At 61.7% G+C, this 17326-nt stretch carries 14 protein-coding genes and 1 pseudogene; 9 read left to right on the top strand and 6 right to left on the bottom strand.

The window, feature by feature from the left end; genetic code table 11:
* Window positions 1-17 precede the first annotated feature (17 nt).
* Together CHC01_RS31355 and CHC01_RS31350 are read right to left on the bottom strand one after the other, a co-directional pair.
* Window positions 18-750, bottom strand: a pseudogene (locus CHC01_RS31355) (IS5 family transposase).
* Window positions 751-1124: 374 nt separating this feature from the next.
* A complete protein-coding gene (locus tag CHC01_RS31350) occupies window positions 1125-1619 on the bottom strand; it encodes a MarR family winged helix-turn-helix transcriptional regulator (RefSeq protein ID WP_089268240.1) in 495 nt (164 codons plus the stop codon).
* A gap of 308 nt (window positions 1620-1927) precedes the next feature.
* Here CHC01_RS31350 and CHC01_RS31345 point away from each other — a divergent pair, with 308 nt between their 5' ends.
* The 6 genes from CHC01_RS31345 to CHC01_RS31320 all read left to right on the top strand — a co-directional run bounded on the left by CHC01_RS31345 (window position 1928) and on the right by CHC01_RS31320 (window position 7782).
* Complete coding sequence (locus CHC01_RS31345; protein ID WP_244558597.1) at window positions 1928-3037, top strand: ABC transporter substrate-binding protein; 1110 nt, start codon at window positions 1928-1930, stop codon at window positions 3035-3037.
* Window positions 3038-3226: 189 nt separating this feature from the next.
* The gene (locus tag CHC01_RS31340; RefSeq protein ID WP_068738185.1) at window positions 3227-4093 is read left to right on the top strand and encodes a branched-chain amino acid ABC transporter permease; all 867 of its coding nucleotides are present in this window, start codon (window positions 3227-3229) and stop codon (window positions 4091-4093) included.
* A 7-nt stretch (window positions 4094-4100) separates the two neighbouring features.
* Window positions 4101-5144 (top strand): branched-chain amino acid ABC transporter permease, encoded by a 1044-nt coding sequence (locus tag CHC01_RS31335; protein WP_089268232.1) that lies wholly within the window; start codon window positions 4101-4103, stop codon window positions 5142-5144.
* Complete coding sequence (locus CHC01_RS31330; protein WP_089268231.1) at window positions 5141-5893, top strand: ABC transporter ATP-binding protein; 753 nt, start codon at window positions 5141-5143, stop codon at window positions 5891-5893. Before CHC01_RS31335 ends, CHC01_RS31330 begins: the two co-directional genes overlap by 4 nt.
* Window positions 5886-6632, top strand: coding sequence for an ABC transporter ATP-binding protein (locus CHC01_RS31325; protein WP_068738179.1), 747 nt, complete (start codon window positions 5886-5888; stop codon window positions 6630-6632). The genes CHC01_RS31330 and CHC01_RS31325 overlap by 8 nt, the downstream gene beginning before the upstream one ends.
* Before the next feature lie 31 nt (window positions 6633-6663).
* Window positions 6664-7782, top strand: a complete 1119-nt coding sequence (locus CHC01_RS31320; RefSeq protein ID WP_089268230.1) for a cobalamin-independent methionine synthase II family protein — start codon at window positions 6664-6666, stop codon at window positions 7780-7782.
* An 88-nt stretch (window positions 7783-7870) separates the two neighbouring features.
* Here CHC01_RS31320 and CHC01_RS31315 read toward each other — a convergent pair whose 3' ends face one another.
* On the bottom strand, window positions 7871-9181 hold the full coding sequence (locus CHC01_RS31315; protein WP_089268229.1) for a UDP-glucose dehydrogenase family protein: 1311 nt from the start codon (window positions 9179-9181) through the stop codon (window positions 7871-7873).
* Window positions 9182-9359: 178 nt separating this feature from the next.
* On the opposite strand from CHC01_RS31315, the gene CHC01_RS31310 reads away from it, so the two are divergent.
* The 3 genes from CHC01_RS31310 (at window position 9360) to ahcY (ending at window position 13533) form a co-directional block, all read left to right on the top strand.
* Entirely contained in the window at window positions 9360-10715 is a 1356-nt protein-coding gene (locus CHC01_RS31310; protein WP_089268228.1) for a hypothetical protein, read from the top strand.
* Window positions 10716-10775: 60 nt separating this feature from the next.
* Complete coding sequence (gene metK / locus CHC01_RS31305; protein ID WP_089268239.1) at window positions 10776-11969, top strand: methionine adenosyltransferase; 1194 nt, start codon at window positions 10776-10778, stop codon at window positions 11967-11969.
* Window positions 11970-12111: 142 nt separating this feature from the next.
* Complete coding sequence (ahcY, locus tag CHC01_RS31300; RefSeq protein WP_089268227.1) at window positions 12112-13533, top strand: adenosylhomocysteinase; 1422 nt, start codon at window positions 12112-12114, stop codon at window positions 13531-13533.
* Window positions 13534-13587: 54 nt separating this feature from the next.
* Here ahcY and CHC01_RS31295 read toward each other — a convergent pair whose 3' ends face one another.
* The 3 genes from CHC01_RS31295 to CHC01_RS31285 form a co-directional block, all read right to left on the bottom strand.
* Window positions 13588-14613, bottom strand: coding sequence for an LLM class flavin-dependent oxidoreductase (locus CHC01_RS31295; RefSeq protein ID WP_089268238.1), 1026 nt, complete (start codon window positions 14611-14613; stop codon window positions 13588-13590).
* 77 nt (window positions 14614-14690) lie between these two features.
* The gene (locus tag CHC01_RS31290) at window positions 14691-15389 is read right to left on the bottom strand and encodes a fumarylacetoacetate hydrolase family protein (RefSeq protein ID WP_089268226.1); all 699 of its coding nucleotides are present in this window, start codon (window positions 15387-15389) and stop codon (window positions 14691-14693) included.
* Window positions 15390-15468: 79 nt separating this feature from the next.
* Window positions 15469-17271 (bottom strand): ABC transporter ATP-binding protein, encoded by a 1803-nt coding sequence (locus tag CHC01_RS31285; protein ID WP_089268225.1) that lies wholly within the window; start codon window positions 17269-17271, stop codon window positions 15469-15471.
* Between the last annotated feature and the right edge of the window lie 55 nt (window positions 17272-17326).

Genomic DNA, 17326 nt, shown 5'->3' with positions numbered 1-17326 from the left:
CTAGGACCGATCGACACTCACTCGCTCCAGATCATTGCGGCGGCGAGGTGGATGAAGCCAGCGAAGTGCGAGGTTCGTCCGTCATAGCGTGTGGCGAAGCGCCGGAAGTGTTTGAAACGGCAGAAGCAACGCTCGATCCGATTGCGCTGCTTGTAGGCGTTGATGTCGTGCGGGATGATGACCTTGCGGGTTCGGTTTGATGGTATGATCGCTGTTGCGCCCATATTGACGATGATCGCGCGCAGAGCGTTGCTGTCATAGGCCTTGTCGGCAAGCACGGCTTCGCCGGTCTGGCCGTGGAGCAAGGCAGGTGCCTGGGTGACGTCGCCAGCCTGTCCAGCTGTGATGATGAAGCAGAGCGGGCGACCGAGTGCATCGGCCAGCATATGGATCTCCGTGGTCAGCCCACCTCGGGAACGCCCCATCGCCTGATCTTTGCCCCCCTTTTCCGCTTGCGGCCTGCTGGTGAGCGCGAACGATGGTGCTGTTGATCATCAGATACTGATTATCCCGCTCTGCCGTCAGGGCCGTGAACACGCGTTCCCAGCCCCCCATGGCACCAGCGGCTGAACCGCCGGTGCACCGTTTCCACTTGCCGTACCGTTCCGGCAGGTCGCACCAATGAGCACCCGAGCGCAGAACCCACAAACAGCCGTTCACAAACAGGCGGTTATCGGACGCTGTGCGACCTGCATCGCTAGCCTTGCCCGGCAGCAGCGGAGAAATCTTCACCCACTGTGCCTCATTCAATTCGTAGCTTCATCGCCAACACATGTTCCGTGCAAATCACGGAACCCTATGAATCAGCGATTTAACCTCTCGGGAATCCTGAATGTCGATCGGCCCTAGTATGACGTGTTGCGGTGGCCGCGCAATGCCGCCGCTGTCGTCATGCAGCGGGAATGACGCAAGGTAGGACTGAGGCTCACAGGTTGGCTCGCCGGGGGGCTCCCTGACAAATATGTGAGGAAACCCTCGCCAACTCGTCGGGGTCACTCGGCTGTGTGGGACAGGAACGTGGGAAGGAGGCCTAAGTGCTCGAAACACTAGGAAAAATGCTGTTGCCAGATAAGATTGACCAGACAAGATTGAACTGTCGACCTCTCCATTGCCAAAGACTTGCCTCAGACGGCAGTCTTCCGCCGCGGTGACGCGGGTTTGCGAACCTGTACCGCGTTGACCGCCGGTGCCTGTGCCAGCAGGCGGCCAAGCATATCGATCAGCGCTTCGATTTCCTTCTCATCGAGGCAATTCAGCAGGACCCGTTCGCGGTCTAGCGCCAGTTCGATGATGCGGTCATGCAGCGCGCGTCCGGACCGCGTTAGCAGCACGATGCGCCGGTTTTCGCCGCCGGGGTCGGCGTTCACCGTCACGCTGCCGTTATCGACCAGCGATTTAAGGGTGCGGCTGACTAGGCCCTTATCGAGATCGAAGAACTGGCAAATCTGTTGTGCGGTGCACGCGTCCTCGCTCGCGAGCAGCGAGAGAATGCGCCATTCGGTGATACCGACGCCGAATTCGCGCCGATAGGCGCTCGATGCGCCCGCAGACAGCTTGTTGCCGAGGAAGTTGATGAGGGCAGGGACGTATCGTCCGTGATTGATCACCGGCTTTGTCATCAAGATACGATCTGCAATCTGCAACGAAGGAACATTCATGCGGGCGCGGTTGCTTGGCTAGATTTTAGCAGCATGCCACGATGCGTAGGAATTACGCAGTTCAACAGACCGCGTTGTGTTGTCAACCCAGCCGTTGACAGGTCAACATGGCTCCGTTATCGCGGGCGATCATCATCGCGGGCGACAGCGTATGGGGACTATGACTTCACGGCCTTGAAGAGCCGGCATCACCTACAGAGGAGGAATTAATGCTGAGGAATTTCATTTCCGCGACCGTGGCTGCTGTCGGCGTGTTGTCCGCCAGTGCGATGGTGCAGGCCCAGGAGACCGTCAAAATCGGCCTGATCGTGCCGATGACCGGTGGCCAGGCTTCGACCGGCCAGCAGATCAACAACGCCATCAAGCTCTATCAGCAGAAGAATGGCGACACCGTTGCCGGCAAGAAAGTCGAAGTCATCCTCAAGGACGACGCGGCGCTGCCTGACAATACCAAGCGCCTCGCGCAGGAACTGATCGTCAACGAGAAGGTCAACATCATCGCCGGCTTCGGCGTCACGCCGGCTGCGTTGGCCGCTGCGCCGCTCGCGACGCAGGCCAAGGTGCCCGAGATCGTGATGGCTGCCGGCACCTCGATCATCACCGAACGCTCCCCCTATATCGTGCGCACCTCGTTCACGCTGGCGCAGTCCTCCACCATCATCGGCGACTGGGCTGCCAAGAACGGCATCAAGAAGGTCGCGACGCTGACCTCCGACTACGCGCCGGGCAACGATGCACTGCAGTTCTTCAAGGAACACTTCACCGCTGGCGGCGGCGAGATCGTCGAAGAGGTCAAGGTGCCGCTCGCCAATCCCGATTTCGCGCCGTTCCTGCAGCGCATGAAGGACAGCAAGCCCGACGCGGTGTTCGTGTTCGTGCCCGCCGGGCAGGGCGGTAACTTCATGAAGCAGTATGCCGAGCGTGGCCTCGACAAGTCCGGCATCAAGGTGATCGGACCCGGCGACGTGATGGACGACGACCTGCTGAACAACATGGGCGATGCTGCCTTGGGCGCCGTGACAGCGCATCTGTATTCGGCAGCGCATCCGTCCGCGATGAACAAGGAGTTCGTTGCGGCCTACAAGAAGGCCTACAACACCCGTCCGGGCTTCATGGCCGTCGGCGGCTGGGACGGCATCCATCTCGTCTATGAGGCGCTGAAGAAGACCGGCGGCAAGGCCGATGGCGACAGCCTGATCGCGGCGATGAAGGGCATGAAGTGGGAAAGCCCGCGCGGCCCGATCTCGATCGATCCGGAGACCCGCGACATCGTGCAGAACATCTATATCCGCAAGGTCGAGAAGGTGGACGGCGAACTCTACAACATCGAATTCGCGACCTTCGAGGCGGTGAAGGATCCCGGCAAGACGAAGAAGTAACTTTCGCAGCAGCGCACTGCCGCCAGTAGCATCCCTCCCCCTTGCGGGGAGGGTCGGCCGATAGGCCGGGGTGGGGGTGCCCCACGCTCCGTCCTATCGTGGGGCACCCCCACCCGACCGGCCTGTCGGCCGGCCACCCTCCCCACGCAAGGGCGGGGGAGGGACAAGACAGAAAGTAAGTTTCGCTAGATGACCCTTCTCACCATTCTGTTCGACGGCGTCGCCTACGGCATGTTGCTGTTCGTGCTGGCGTGCGGGCTGGCGGTGACGCTGGGCCTGATGAACTTCGTCAATCTCGCGCACGGCGCCTTCGCCATGGCGGGCGGTTATGCCTGCGCGATCCTGGTCAATCGCGCCGGCCTGCCATTCTTTGCGGCTTTGCCGATTGCTTTCGTGGTGAGCGCTGCGATCGGCGCCGTGCTGGAGCGGTCGCTATATCGCCATCTCTATACGCGCAGCCATCTCGACCAAGTGCTGTTCACCATCGGCCTCGTCTTCATGTCGGTGACGGCGATGGACTACTTCATGGGCTCGGCGCAGACCTTTATCCATCTCCCGGATTATCTGCAGGGCCAGATCAATCTGTTCGGCCTTGGCGTCGGTCGCTATCGCCTGATGATCATCGTGATCTGCGGATTGCTCACCATCGCATTGCAGATGATCCTGTCGAAGACGCGCTTCGGCAGCCGGCTGCGCGCCGCGGTCGATGATCCGCGGGCTGCGTCAGGTTTGGGCATCAATGTCCCGCAAGTCTTCGCACTGACCTTCGCGTTCGGCTGCGGATTGGCTGGCATGGGCGGTGCACTTGGCGCCGAAATCCTCGGCCTCGATCCGTATTTCCCGCTGAAGTTCATGATCTACTTCCTGATCGTGGTGACGGTCGGCGGTTCGTCCAGCATCACCGGGCCGTTCCTGGCCTCGCTGCTGCTCGGCATCGGCGACGTCGCCGGCAAATATTACGTGCCGAAGCTCGGCGCCTTCGTGATCTACACCATGATGATCGTGATCCTGATCTGGCGCCCGAACGGCCTGTTCGGCCGCACCGCGGCGCGGTGAGGGGATCATGACAGCGAACAGCACCACCCATCCGGAAGTCGGCACCTTTGCCATGGCGCGCGCGCAATGGCGCTGGCCTGAAGTCATGTTCTGGCTCGCCGCTGCAGGCTGCATCCTGCTGTTTCCGAACCGCTACCTGATCCTGACCGAGATCGCGTGGCTCGCGCTGTTCGCGCTCTCGCTCGATCTCATCCTAGGCTATGCCGGCATCGTCTCGCTTGGCCACGCCGCATTCTTCGGCTTCGGCGGATATGCGGCGGGACTCCTCGCATTGCACGGCATCGTCACCGAACCGGTGATTGCATTGGTAGTTGCTGGTCTTGCCGCGATGGCGCTTGGCTTCGTGACGAGCTTCCTCGTGATGCGCGGGTCGGATCTGACGCGGCTGATGGTGACGCTCGGTATTGCGCTGTTGCTGCGCGAGCTCGCCAACCGCTTTTCAAATATCACCGGTGGCTCCGATGGCCTTCAGGGCATCGAGATGGCGCCGATCCTCGGCCAGTTCTCGTTCGATATTTTCGGCAAGGTCGGCTTCATCTATTGTCTCTGCGTGCTGTTCGTCTTGTTCCTGCTGGCGCGACGCATCGTGCATTCGCCGTTCGGCCTGTCGCTGCGAGCGATCCGCAACAATCCGCTGCGCGCCTCGGCGATCGGCATTCCCGTCAATCGTCGGCTGATCGCAATCTACACCATCGCCGCCTTCTATGCGGGTGTTGCCGGCGCACTCTCGACGCAGACGACGGCGCTGGCCTCGCTCGATGGTTTCGCCTTCGATCGCTCGGCTGACCTGATGCTGGTGCTGATCATTGGCGGCACCGGCTATCTCTATGGCGGCTTGATCGGTGCGGTGATCTTCAAACTGCTGCAGGAGCTGTTCTCGACACTGACGCCGCAATACTGGCAGTTCTGGATCGGCGCCGTGCTGGTGGTCATCGTGCTGATCGGCCGCGACCGCATGCATCGCTGGGCGATGTTCCTGCCGCGCCTGATCGCAAGCAAGTTCAGCCGCGCCAAGACGCCGGTCGTTGCGCCGGAAGGTGAGGCGCCATGACCATCGCGCTGGAAACCGTCAATCTCGAAAAATCCTTCGGTGGGCTCCGGGTCACGCGCGATCTGTCGCTCAAGATCGAGGCCGGTGCGCGCCACGCGCTGATCGGCCCGAACGGTGCCGGCAAGACAACTGTGATCAATCTTCTGACCGGCGTGCTCAAGCCCAATTCCGGCCGCATTCTGCTCGAAGGCAACGACATCACCGGCTTGCCGGTGCACAAGCGCGTGCTGCGCGGGCTGTCGCGGACCTTCCAGATCAATCAGCTTTACCCCGACATGACGCCGCTGGAGACGGTCGGTCTCGCTGCGTCCGAACATCTCGGCCATGGCAGCGACTGGTGGCGTCGCATGGGCACCCGCAGTGACGTCAATGACGCGATCGCGGAAAACCTCGCGCGCTTTCATCTGCTCGACGTCATGAATGAGCCGACGGCGACATTGCCCTATGGCAAGCAGCGCCTCCTTGAGATTGCCGTCGCCATCGCCACCAAGCCGCGCGTGCTGCTGCTTGACGAGCCGGCTGCAGGTGTGCCGGAAAGCGAGCGCCACGATATTCTCTCGGCCGTCGCCAGCCTGCCGCGCGACGTCACCGTGCTGCTGATCGAGCACGACATGGATCTGGTATTCTCCTTTGCCGATCGTATCTCCGTGCTGGTCGCGGGCGCCATGCTAGTGGAAGGTCCCCCGGACGAAGTGGCGCGCGATCCGCGCGTGAAGGCCGTGTATCTGGGCGAGGGCGCCGATGTCTGATCTCCTCGACATCAATGATCTGCGCGCGGGCTATGGAGAAGCCGTCGTCATTCCGAAGATGACGCTGCAACTCGGCGAAAGCCAGGTGCTGGCACTGCTCGGACGCAATGGCACCGGCAAGACCACGCTGATAAATTCCATCGTCGGCGTCACCCGCCGCTTCAGCGGCACGCTGAAGCTCGGCGGGAAGGACATCACGTCGCTGCGGCCGGACCAGCGTGCGCGAGCCGGTATTGGCTGGGTGCCGCAGGAGCGCAATATCTTCCGCTCGCTCACCGTGGAAGAAAACATGACCGCCGTGGCGCAGCCCGGGCCATGGGACGTCAAGAAGATCTACGAGATGTTTCCGCGGCTCGAAGAGCGCAAGAACAATTTCGGCAATCAGCTGTCTGGCGGTGAACAGCAGATGCTGGCGATTGGCCGTGCGCTGACGCTCAATCCGCAGGTGCTGCTGCTGGACGAACCGACCGAAGGCCTTGCACCGATCATCGTCGATGAGTTGCTGGCAGCGCTGGGCAAGATCACACGTGCCGGCGGCATCTGTTCCATCATCGTGGAACAGAATGCCCAAAAAATACTCGGGCTTGCCGATCGTGTCGTGATATTGGAACGCGGCACCATCGTGCATGATGCAACGAGTGCAGCGCTGAAATCCGATCCCGCCGTGCTGGAGCATTTCCTCGGCGTCGCCGGCGCGGCCGGCAGCAAGAACAAACACGCGGCCGGTACACCCGGCTGATCTGCAAACCGAGCATTCTGGAGTAACGACTATGCAGAGAACCAAAGCCCCGTTCCGTGCCGACGAAGTCGGCAGCCTGTTGCGGCCCGCATCGATCAAGGAAGCACGTGCCAAGCTGGAGAAGCGCGAGATTTCGGCCGACGACCTGCGCAAGGTTGAAGACATCGAGATCGAGAAGGTTGTGCATCGCCAGGCCTCGACCGGCCTCAAGCTCGCCACCGACGGCGAGTTCCGTCGTTCGTGGTGGCACTTCGACTTCCTCGCCAAGCTGACCGGCTGCGAGCTCTATCATCCCGACACCGGCATCCAGTTCACCGGCGTCGAGACCCGTCATGATTCGGTGCGCGTGATCGGCAAGGTCGATTTCCCCGACGATCATCCGATGCTGGCGCACTTCAAGTTCCTGAAGAAGCATTGCGACACCGCGGGCGTGACCGCGAAGATGACCATCCCGTCGCCGGCAGTTCTGCATTTCCGCGGCGGTCGCAAGGCGATCTCCAAGGAGGTCTATCCGGATATCGAAGTGTTCTTCGAGGATCTCGCCAAGACCTATCGCAAGGCGGTGAAGGCGTTCTATGATGCTGGTTGTCGTTATCTGCAGTTCGACGACACGGTTTGGGCCTATCTCTGTTCGGAAGATGAGCTGAACAAGGTCCGTGCGCGCGGCGAGGATGCTGACAATCTGCAGCAGATCTATTCGCGCATCATCAATTACGCGATCGCCGAGCGTCCTGCGGATATGGTGATCACCACGCATGTCTGCCGCGGCAACTTCCGCTCGACCTGGATTTCGTCGGGCGGCTACGAGCCAGTGGCTGAAACGCTGCTCGCCGGTACCAACTATGACGGCTACTTCCTCGAATACGATTCGGATCGTGCCGGCGGTTTTGAACCGCTGCGCTTCCTGCCGAAGGGCAACAAGGTCGTCGTGGTCGGTGTCATCACCTCGAAGTTCGGTGAGCTCGAGAAGAAGGAAGACATCAAGGCTCGCCTCCAGGAAGCTGCGAAGTTTGCGCCGCTCGACCAGCTTGCCGTGTCGCCGCAATGCGGCTTTGCGTCCACCGAGGAAGGCAACATCCTCAGCGAAGAGGAGCAGTGGGCCAAGCTCAAGCTCGCCGTCGATGTCGCGAACGAGCTTTGGGGCAAGTAAGCCCGCTGTCGCCTGACCAGCGAACTCGCCAACAAAGATGCCCGGCTTTTGCCGGGCATTTGCATTTCAGTCTCCTGACGATGAGCTCTCAGGACTTGCCGCGGCCTACGCTTTCATAGGTGAAGCCGGCCTTCTCCATCTCCTCGGGGCGGTAGATGTTGCGCAGATCCACGATGACCGGCTGCTTCATCTTCTGCCTCACTTGCGCGAGGTCGAGTGCGCGGAACTGCTCCCATTCGGTCACAATCACGAGCGCGTCGGCGCCAGTCGCGCATGCATAGGCATCGTCGCAATAGGTGATATCCGGCAATTCGTGCCTGGCCTGTTCCATACCGACGGGATCGTAGGCCTGCACGGTCGCGCCAAGATCCTGAAGCGCGGTGATCAAGGGGATCGACGGCGCCTCGCGCATGTCGTCGGTGTTGGGCTTGAACGTCAGTCCGAGCACGCCGACGGTCTTGCCGCGCAGATTGCCGCCAAGCGCGGCAGAAACCTTGCGGGCCATGGCGCGCTTGCGGTTATCGTTGACGGTGAGGACGGCCTCGACGATCCGCAGCGGCGCGTCGTAGTCCTGACCGGTCTTGACCAGTGCGCGGGTATCCTTCGGAAAACACGAGCCGCCGAAGCCGGGACCGGCATGCAGGAACTTCGCGCCGATGCGGTTATCGAGGCCGATGCCACGCGCGACGTCCTGGACATCCGCGCCGGTCCGCTCGGCCAGATCAGCGATTTCATTGATGAAGGTGATCTTGGTCGCGAGAAATGCGTTGGCGGCGTATTTGATCAGCTCGGCGGTGCGCCGACCCGTATACATGATGGGCGCCTGATTGAGATAAAGCGGGCGATAGATCTCTGAGATCACCGTGCGCGCGCGCTCGTCGTCGGTGCCGACAACGATCCGGTCGGGATGCTTGAAGTCGCGGATCGCGGCGCCCTCGCGCAGGAATTCCGGGTTTGACGCCACGGCGACGTCGGCGTCGGGATTGGTTTCCCTGATGATACGTTCCACATCGTCGCCGGTGCCGACCGGCACGGTCGACTTGGTGATCACCACGGTAAAATCGCGCAGGTTGGCGGCGATCTCGCGCGCGGCGGCATGCACGTAGCTGAGATCGGCGTGGCCATCGCCGCGGCGGGACGGGGTTCCGACCGCGATGAACACGGCATCCGCCGTCTTCACGGCTTCACTGAGGTCGAGACTGAAGCCGAGCCGGCCGCTTTTCACATTGCTGGCCACCAGCGCGTCCAGGCCGGGCTCGAAGATCGGGATCTCGCCACGGAGCAGGGCGTCGATCTTGCTGCTGTCCTTGTCCACGCAGATCACGTTATGGCCGAAATCGGCGAAGCAGGCGCCGGACACAAGGCCGACGTAACCGGTGCCGATCATCGCAATGCGCATGGAGAAAGCCCGTTTTGAGTGATCGAGAGGCGAGAATTTGAACTTGGCACATCCTAGCAGAAGCGCGCGACTTTCACACGACGGCAGGCGGATCGAAGGGGGCATTTCATCTGTGGGCAGACTGTGCTAAAGAGTGGGCCAAGCATAATTCTGCCCACTTCCGGTCACATCCCCGCACATGAAGAACGATCAGATCCTCGGAATCATCTCGGATTTCTGCCGACAGGCGGAGATGGCGGAGTCGACCTTCGGTCGCCGGGCCGTCAACGACGGCAAGCTGGTCAACCGCCTGCGTGAGGGAAAACGCATCACCATCGACACGCTGGAGCGGATTCAGGCCTTCATTGCCCAATCGATGCCGGAGGGCGTGCCGCCGCCACGCGGGCTCGAGCCGCCGATCGAACGGCGCGATCCGCGCAGCAATTTCCGCTTCTTCGAGAACCGGCAGAAATACCTGCTGTTCGTCCATACCTGCTCGGAAAAGCGGGTGATTGCCGATCGCGTCGGGCTCGAATTGGCCAGCATTCATCCGCGCCCGCCAGCGCTGCGGGTGTTCGATGCGGGCGTTGGCGACGGCACGGTGCTGGCGCGGGTGATGCGCTCGATGCACGGCCGTTTTCCGCATATGCCATTCTATATCGCCGGCAAGGAGCTCAGCCTCGAGGACGTCCGGCTGACGCTGGACAAGGTGCCGGATCGGCTGTTCGAACATCCCGCCACGGTCTTCGTGCTGACCAACATGCATTATGCCGAGGCACCCACACTGACCCCAGCATCGCCGGCCGCCGCAGCCGCCATGATCTGGCACGAAGTTCCGCTGCGAGGGGCTTCGTCCGGCGAATTCGCCGACCAGATCGCCGGACTTGGAGCTTTTCTTGAGGACAACTGGCGGGCCAGCATCAACCCCAGATCGGGCATGCCGACCTATGAACGGCCTGTGGCGCTGGTGGTTTATCGCGAGGATCACCGGTTCCTGCTGGATTCGATTATCCCGCGGGCAGGGCGCACGGAGGCCAATTTCGACCTGATTATCGCCTCCCAGCCCTATCGGGCGAAGTCTTCGGTGCAATTTCGGGCCAAACGGATCATGGCGCCGCTGGCCCGGGCCCTGCGGGCAGGTGGGCGACTGATCGGTATCCATTCGCATGGGCAGGACCCCGGTATGGAGATCGTTCAAGCCGTCTGGCCCAAAGAAAATCCTTTCGCCGTGAGCCGGCATGAGCTATTGCGGGCGGTGAAATACGAGCTGGGCTCAGCCGGCCGCGATCTGAACTTCAATGCCTATTCCGACCAGCGGTCGATCTTTCGCTACGCCATGGAGGCGCTGCCGAACGAGGTGACCGGATCGATCGGAACTTCGACGGCTTTTGCGGCGTGGAACGCGGCGGTTTACGTGGCTCAAATCGAGGATGACCGTTTGACGGAAGTGACGGAGAGCGGCCGTTACCTGGATGCCACCCGAGAGGTTCTGCGCAAGCACAACGGTCTCTGGTTTTACGACGAATCCTACGTCATCTCGCGGCGTCGCGACTGACATTTCCGGAACAATGTGACGAAGGCTGCCGGGCTCCGGCGCAACCTAGAGGACCAGTTGATGCGCGCGTCTTATCTCTTCACCAGTGAATCGGTTTCCGAAGGCCATCCCGACAAGGTCTGCGACCGTATCTCCGACGAGATCGTCGACCTGTTCTTCCGCGAAGGCCCGAAGGCGGGCATCGATCCCTGGGATATTCGCGCTGCTTGCGAGACCCTCGCCACGACCAACAAGGTTGTGATCGCCGGCGAGACCCGCGGTCCATCCACCGTCACCAACGACCACATCGAAGCCGTCGTTCGCGCCGCCATCAAGGACATCGGCTACGAGCAGGACGGTTTCCACTGGAAGACCGCTGACGTCGAGATTCTGCTGCATCCGCAGTCGGCCGATATCGCACAGGGCGTCGATGCCAAGCAGCCGACCAATGCCGAAGAAGGCGCTGGCGACCAGGGCATCATGTTCGGCTATGCCACCAACGAAACGCCCGAGCTGATGCCGGCACCGATCTTCTACGCGCACAAGATCCTGCGCCTGATCTCGGAAGCCCGTCATGCCGGTACCGAAAAGGTGCTCGGTCCGGACTCCAAGAGCCAGGTCACCGTGCAGTACGAAAACGGCAAGCCGGTTGGTGTGCGCGAAATCGTCGTCTCGCATCAGCATCTCGTTGAGGACATGACCTCGAACCAGGTGCGCGAACGCGTCGAGCCCTACGTCCGCAAGGCGCTGCCGGATGGCTGGATCAGCGACAAGACGATCTGGCACATCAACCCAACCGGCAAGTTCTTCATCGGCGGACCCGATGGCGACGCAGGCCTGACCGGCCGCAAGATCATCGTCGACACCTACGGCGGCGCGGCCCCGCATGGTGGCGGTGCATTCTCGGGCAAGGACTCCACCAAGGTGGACCGTTCGGCCGCTTACGCTGCGCGCTACGTCGCCAAGAACATCGTTGCCGCTGGTTTGGCCGACAAGGCGACGCTGCAGCTCGCTTATGCCATTGGCGTAGCGCGCCCGCTGTCGATCTATGTCGACACCCACGGCACCGGCAAGGTCGCTGACGATGCCATCGAGAAGGCCGTCGCTGCCGCGATGGATCTGACGCCGCGCGGCATCCGCAAGCATCTCGATCTTAACAAGCCGATCTACGCCCGTACGTCCGCCTACGGTCATTTCGGTCGCACGCCGGACGCCGACGGCGGCTTCTCCTGGGAGAAGACCGACCTCGTCGATGCGCTGAAGCGCAACGTCTAACCACAAATTCGTCGTTCCGGGGCGTGTGCGCATCTTCGCGCATACGAACCCGGAACCCAGAAGTGACTATCACATCGAGATTCCGTGTTCGCTCGCGAAGGCGCGAGCGCTGCGGAATCGCTCTCTCATCAAGGATTAAAACATGACCGCCCCCAACGGTTTCACGGACTACATCGTCAAGGATATCAATCTCGCGCCATTCGGCCGCAAGGAGCTCTCGATCGCAGAGACCGAGATGCCCGGCCTGATGGCCACCCGCGAGGAATTCGGCCCGAAGCAGGTTCTGAAGGGCGCGCGTATTGCCGGCTCACTGCACATGACCATTCAGACCGGAGTGCTGATCGAGACGCTGAAGGCGCTCGGCGCCGACATCCGCTGGGTCTCCTGCAACATCTATTCGACCCAGGATCATGCCGCTGCCGCGATCGCAGCCGCCGGCATTCCGGTGTTCGCCATCAAGGGCGAAAGCCTCACTGAATATTGGGACTACACCGCCAAGCTGTTCGACTGGCATGGCGGCGGTCATCCCAACATGATCCTCGACGACGGCGGCGACGCCACCATGTATGTCCATCTCGGCCTCAAGGCCGAGAACGGCGACACGGCGTTCCTGGACAAGCCGGGTTCGGAAGAAGAGGAAGTGTTCTTCGCGCTGCTCAAGAAGCAGCTCAAGGAGAAGCCGAAGGGCTACTTCAAGGCGATCGCCGACAGCATCAAGGGCGTCTCGGAAGAGACCACCACGGGTGTGCATCGTCTGTACGACATGCAGAAGGCTGGCACGCTGTTGTGGCCCGCGATCAACGTCAATGACTCCGTGACCAAGTCGAAGTTCGACAACCTCTATGGCTGCCGTGAATCGCTGGTCGACGGCATCCGTCGCGGCACCGACGTCATGATGTCCGGCAAGGTCGCCATGGTTGCCGGCTTCGGCGACGTCGGCAAGGGCTCGGCCGCTTCGCTGCGCCAGGCTGGTTGCCGCGTGCTGGTGTCCGAAATCGATCCGATCTGCGCATTGCAGGCGGCGATGGAAGGCTATGAAGTCGTGACCATGGAAGACGCCGCACCGCGCGCCGACATCTTCGTCACCGCGACCGGCAACAAGGACATCATCACCATCGAGCACATGCGCGCGATGAAGGATCGTGCCATTGTCTGCAACATCGGTCACTTCGACAACGAGATCCAGATCGCCACGTTGAAGAACCTGAAGTGGGACAACATCAAGCCGCAGGTCGACGAGATCACCTTCCCAGACGGCAAACGCATGATCCTGCTTTCCGAAGGCCGCCTGGTGAACCTCGGCAACGCGACCGGACATCCGTCCTTCGTGATGTCGGCCTCGTTCACCAACCAGACGCTGGCGCAGATCGAACTCTATGCCAACAACAAGGACGGCAAGTACAAGAAGGAAGTCTACGTCCTTCCGAAGTCGCTCGACGAGAAGGTAGCCCGTCTGCATCTCGCCAAGATCGGCGTCAAGCTGAGCACGCTCAGCAAGGAACAGGCTGCTTATATCGGTGTGAAGACCGAAGGCCCGTTCAAGGCGGACCACTACCGCTACTGAGTTCGGCGTGACGAACTGAATAAGAAAAGCCCCGGAGCGATCCGGGGCTTTTTGTTATTTGAGCATCTCTCGGACCATCGGAATGACCTTTGTTCCGTATAGCTCGATACACGTCATCAGCTTCTCGTGTGGCAATGGTCCCGCGCTGTATTTCAGATCGAAGCGCGAAATGCCGAGCGCCTTCGCGGTTTTCGCGATCTTCTTCGCCACGGTCTCTGGCGATCCCACATAGAGCGATCCGTGTTCGGCTTCCTGATCAAATTCGCGGCGCTGCATCGGCGGCCAGCCGCGCTCCTTGCCGATGCGATCGCGCATCTGCTTGTAGTCGGACCACAGTTCCTCGCGGGCCTGCTCGTCGCTGGCAGCGACATAGCCAGGCGAATGCACGCCGATCGGCTTCACCGGCCGATCAATCTGCGCATAGGCGCGATGATAGAGATCGACATAGGGTTTGAATCGCTCGGGCTCGCCGCCGATGATCGCCAGCATCAAAGGCATGTCATAGCGCACCGCGCGAACAACCGACTCGGGACTGCCACCGACGCCAATCCAGGTCATCAGCCTGCCGGCATCGATCGGTGGATAGACGCGCTGATTGGTGAGGGGCGGCCGGGTCGTGCCACTCCATGTCACTTCCGGCTCGGATGCCAACGCTGCGAACAGATCGAGCTTGTCCTCGAACAGCGTCTCGTACTGGTCGAGCTTGAAGCCGAACAGCGGGAAGGATTCTGTGAACGAGCCGCGGCCGAGAATGACCTCGGCGCGGCCATTGGAGACCGCGTCTACTGTGGCAAAGCGCTGGAAGACGCGGATCGGATCGTCGGAGCTCAGCACGGTCACAGCGGAACCGAGGCGAATGCGCTTGGTGCGCGTCGCGATGGCCGCGAGCACGACTTCGGGCGCCGATACGGCAAAGTCTGCGCGGTGGTGCTCACCGACGCCAAAGAAGTCGACACCGAGCTGATCGGCGAGGACGGCCTCGTCGATGACATTCCGGATGACTAGTGCATGTGACAGCATTTCGCCGTCTGCGCCACGTGTGACGTCACCGAACGTATCGAGACCTAGTTCGAGCGGCATGGATCGCTTCCTGATGGAGCCGAAACGAAAAAGGCCGCGCATCATGCGCGGCCTTTCGCAGTAAAGGCGTGCGGCCCTTACTTGGGCGCGGTGATTTCGAACTTCAAGGTGCCGATGCCATCGACGCCGCATTCGACCTTGTCGCCAGGCTGCAGCGCCGCAACGCCGGCCGGGGTACCGGTCAGGATGACGTCGCCGGCGCCGAGTTCGACCTGCAGCGAGAGCTTCGCGATGATCTCGGCGATATTCCAAATCATCTCGGACAGGTCGCCCTTCTGACGTTCGGTGCCGTTCACCGAGAGCCAGATCTTGCCCTTGGAGGGATGGCCGACCTTCGAAGCGGGGACGAGCGCGCCGGTGGGCGCCGACATGTCGAACGACTTGCCGATCTCCCAGGGCTGCTCTTTCTTGCGCGAGATGGTCTGGAGGTCGCGGCGGGTGAGATCGACGCTGACGCCATAGCCCCAGACGTGATCGAGTGCCTTTTCCGGCGAGATGTTGAGGCCGCCGCTCTTCAGCGCGACAACGAGCTCGACCTCGTGCTGCATGTCCTTGGTCAGGGTCGGGTAGGGGATCTCGCTGCCATCCGGCACGATCATGTCGGCGTGCTTGGCGAAGAAGAAGGGAGGGTTGCGCTCGTCATTGCCGAGTTCGCGGATGTGCTCGAGATAGTTGCGGCCCACGCACCAGACACGGCGCACCGGGAATTTCGTAGTCTCGCCCTGAACGGCGATGGCGGCCTGCGGCGGAGGGGCGATAACGAACGATGCGGTCATGGACGGCTCTCGGGGGCTGGTTGTGAAGGCTGGGATCAAAACAGATGCCGCGCTTGCGCGGCAGAAAACAGAAGTAATCTTACGCCGACGCCTCGAGCGGGGCCAGCGGCGAAGCATCACGATGTTGCAAGCGGAAGAACGAGGCGTAGCGTCCACCACGGCGCAGCAGGTCGTCGTGGCGGCCGCGCTCGACGATCTCGCCGCCCTCGACCACCAAGATGGCGTCGGCATGCATGATGGTGTGCAGGCGGTGGGCGATGACGATTGTGGTGCGATTCTGGCAGAGATGCTCGATAGCTTCCTGCACCGATTTTTCGGATTCGGAATCCAGTGCTGCGGTAGCTTCGTCCAGCAGGATGACCGGCGCGTTCTTCACCAGCGCGCGCGCGATGGCGATGCGTTGGCGCTGGCCGCCGGAGAGTTGTGCGCCATGCTCGCCGACCGGCGTCTCGTATCCGAGCGGGAAGCCCATGATGAAATCATGGGCGCAGGCGGCCTTGGCTGCCGCGACGATCTCGTCTTCCGTGGCGCCCGGTTTGCCGAAGGCGATGTTTTCGCGGATCGTGCCGCGGAACAGATAGACGTCCTGGCCGACATAGGCGGTCTGGCCGCGCAGCGAGCGCCGTGACACCTGGCCGATCGACTGGCCGTCGATGGTGATATCGCCTTCGCTGACCTCATAGAGTCGCAGCAGCAGTGCCAGCACCGTGGACTTGCCGCCGCCGGACGGACCGACCAGCGCGGTAACCTTGCCGGGCTCGGCGACGAAGCTCATGCGGTTGAGCACGACCTCGTTGGGGCGATAGCGGAACGTCACGTCATGCAGCTCGACGCGCGCATCGGTCAGTTTGAGCGCCGGTTTGTGGTCGTCATTTGGCTCGGAAGCCGGACTGTCCACGATCTCCAGCAGTGTATGCGCGCCGATGATCTGACTGTTGAGGTCGATGTTCAGCCGCGCCAGCCGCTTCGCCGGCTCATAGGCCAGCAGGAAGGCGGTGACAAAGGAAAAGAATTGCCCGGGTGTCGCGCCCATCGCCACCACGCGATAGCCGCCATACATCAGCGACGCCGCGATGGCGAAGCCGCCCAGCGTTTCCATCAGCGGGCTAGAGCGGCTGGAGACGCGCGCCATCTTGTTGGCGTTCTGCTCGACGGCCGTGATGCTCGCTTCCATGCGTTGCTGCATGGTCTTTTCGAGCGTGAAGGCCTTCACCGTGCGGATGCCCTGCAGCGATTCCTGCATCACTTCCAGAATTTCGGTGGTACCGGTGAACTGGTTGCGGGCGAGCCCCTTGATGCGGCGGACCAGCTTGCGCAGCACAAGCATCGCAGGCGGCGCCACCAGGAAGCCGAACAGCGCCATATAGGGGTCCTGCATCACCATTACGCCGACCAGCGCGATCAGCGACAGCAGGTCACGGCCGACGGCGTTGATCAGCAGGCTGAGCACCTGTGTCACCGAATTGGCGCCTGCGGTGAGCCGCTGCAGGAATTCCGATGAATGCCGCTCCGAGAAGAAGCCGATGCTCTCGTTCATCAGCTTGGCAAACAGCCGGCGCTGATTGTTGGCAACGATGGCGTTGGAGATCTTCGAGAGAATGACGGTGTGGCCGTAGGTTGAGGCACCCTTGATCAGGAAGATCACCACCACGAAACCCGAGAACAGCGCGATCCGCTCGATGCTCTTGTCCACATAGGCCTGATTGATGACCTCGCCGAGCATGTAGGCGGCGCCCGCGGTGGTCGTGGCAGAGACGGCCATCAGCAGGAAGGCCAGGAGGTAGCGCCGCCAATAGGTGACCGCCTGTTCGGCGACCAAGCGGCGGATCAGCGCCCAGGCGCCGTAAGGATCGTCAGTGACTTTGCGAGTAATCTTGGCCATCCGCGGTCCAGCGACGGCGCCGGGCAGGGATTTGCCGAGGCGTCAGGGTCAGCTT

It is taken from the genome of Tardiphaga sp. OK246, from assembly GCF_900188215.1.
GTDB classification, from domain to species: Bacteria; Pseudomonadota; Alphaproteobacteria; order Rhizobiales; family Xanthobacteraceae; genus Tardiphaga; species Tardiphaga robiniae.
This window is presented reverse-complemented; position numbering and strand designations above follow the sequence as displayed.

What these genes read in the sequence shown, in the direction of transcription:
- metK (WP_089268239.1), top strand. Translation starts at nt 10,776, where the DNA reads ATGCGCGCGTCTTATCTCTTCACCAGTGAATCGGTTTCCGAAGGCCAT.
- CHC01_RS31340 (WP_068738185.1), top strand. Translation starts at nt 3,227, where the DNA reads ATGACCCTTCTCACCATTCTGTTCGACGGCGTCGCCTACGGCATGTTG.
- CHC01_RS31350 (WP_089268240.1), bottom strand. Translation starts at nt 1,619, where the DNA reads ATGACAAAGCCGGTGATCAATCACGGACGATACGTCCCTGCCCTCATC.
- CHC01_RS31310 (WP_089268228.1), top strand. Translation starts at nt 9,360, where the DNA reads ATGAAGAACGATCAGATCCTCGGAATCATCTCGGATTTCTGCCGACAG.
- CHC01_RS31295 (WP_089268238.1), bottom strand. Translation starts at nt 14,613, where the DNA reads ATGCCGCTCGAACTAGGTCTCGATACGTTCGGTGACGTCACACGTGGC.
- CHC01_RS31335 (WP_089268232.1), top strand. Translation starts at nt 4,101, where the DNA reads ATGACAGCGAACAGCACCACCCATCCGGAAGTCGGCACCTTTGCCATG.
- CHC01_RS31285 (WP_089268225.1), bottom strand. Translation starts at nt 17,271, where the DNA reads ATGGCCAAGATTACTCGCAAAGTCACTGACGATCCTTACGGCGCCTGG.
- CHC01_RS31330 (WP_089268231.1), top strand. Translation starts at nt 5,141, where the DNA reads ATGACCATCGCGCTGGAAACCGTCAATCTCGAAAAATCCTTCGGTGGG.
- CHC01_RS31315 (WP_089268229.1), bottom strand. Translation starts at nt 9,181, where the DNA reads ATGCGCATTGCGATGATCGGCACCGGTTACGTCGGCCTTGTGTCCGGC.
- CHC01_RS31320 (WP_089268230.1), top strand. Translation starts at nt 6,664, where the DNA reads ATGCAGAGAACCAAAGCCCCGTTCCGTGCCGACGAAGTCGGCAGCCTG.
- CHC01_RS31325 (WP_068738179.1), top strand. Translation starts at nt 5,886, where the DNA reads ATGTCTGATCTCCTCGACATCAATGATCTGCGCGCGGGCTATGGAGAA.
- CHC01_RS31345 (WP_244558597.1), top strand. Translation starts at nt 1,928, where the DNA reads ATGGTGCAGGCCCAGGAGACCGTCAAAATCGGCCTGATCGTGCCGATG.
- ahcY (WP_089268227.1), top strand. Translation starts at nt 12,112, where the DNA reads ATGACCGCCCCCAACGGTTTCACGGACTACATCGTCAAGGATATCAAT.
- CHC01_RS31290 (WP_089268226.1), bottom strand. Translation starts at nt 15,389, where the DNA reads ATGACCGCATCGTTCGTTATCGCCCCTCCGCCGCAGGCCGCCATCGCC.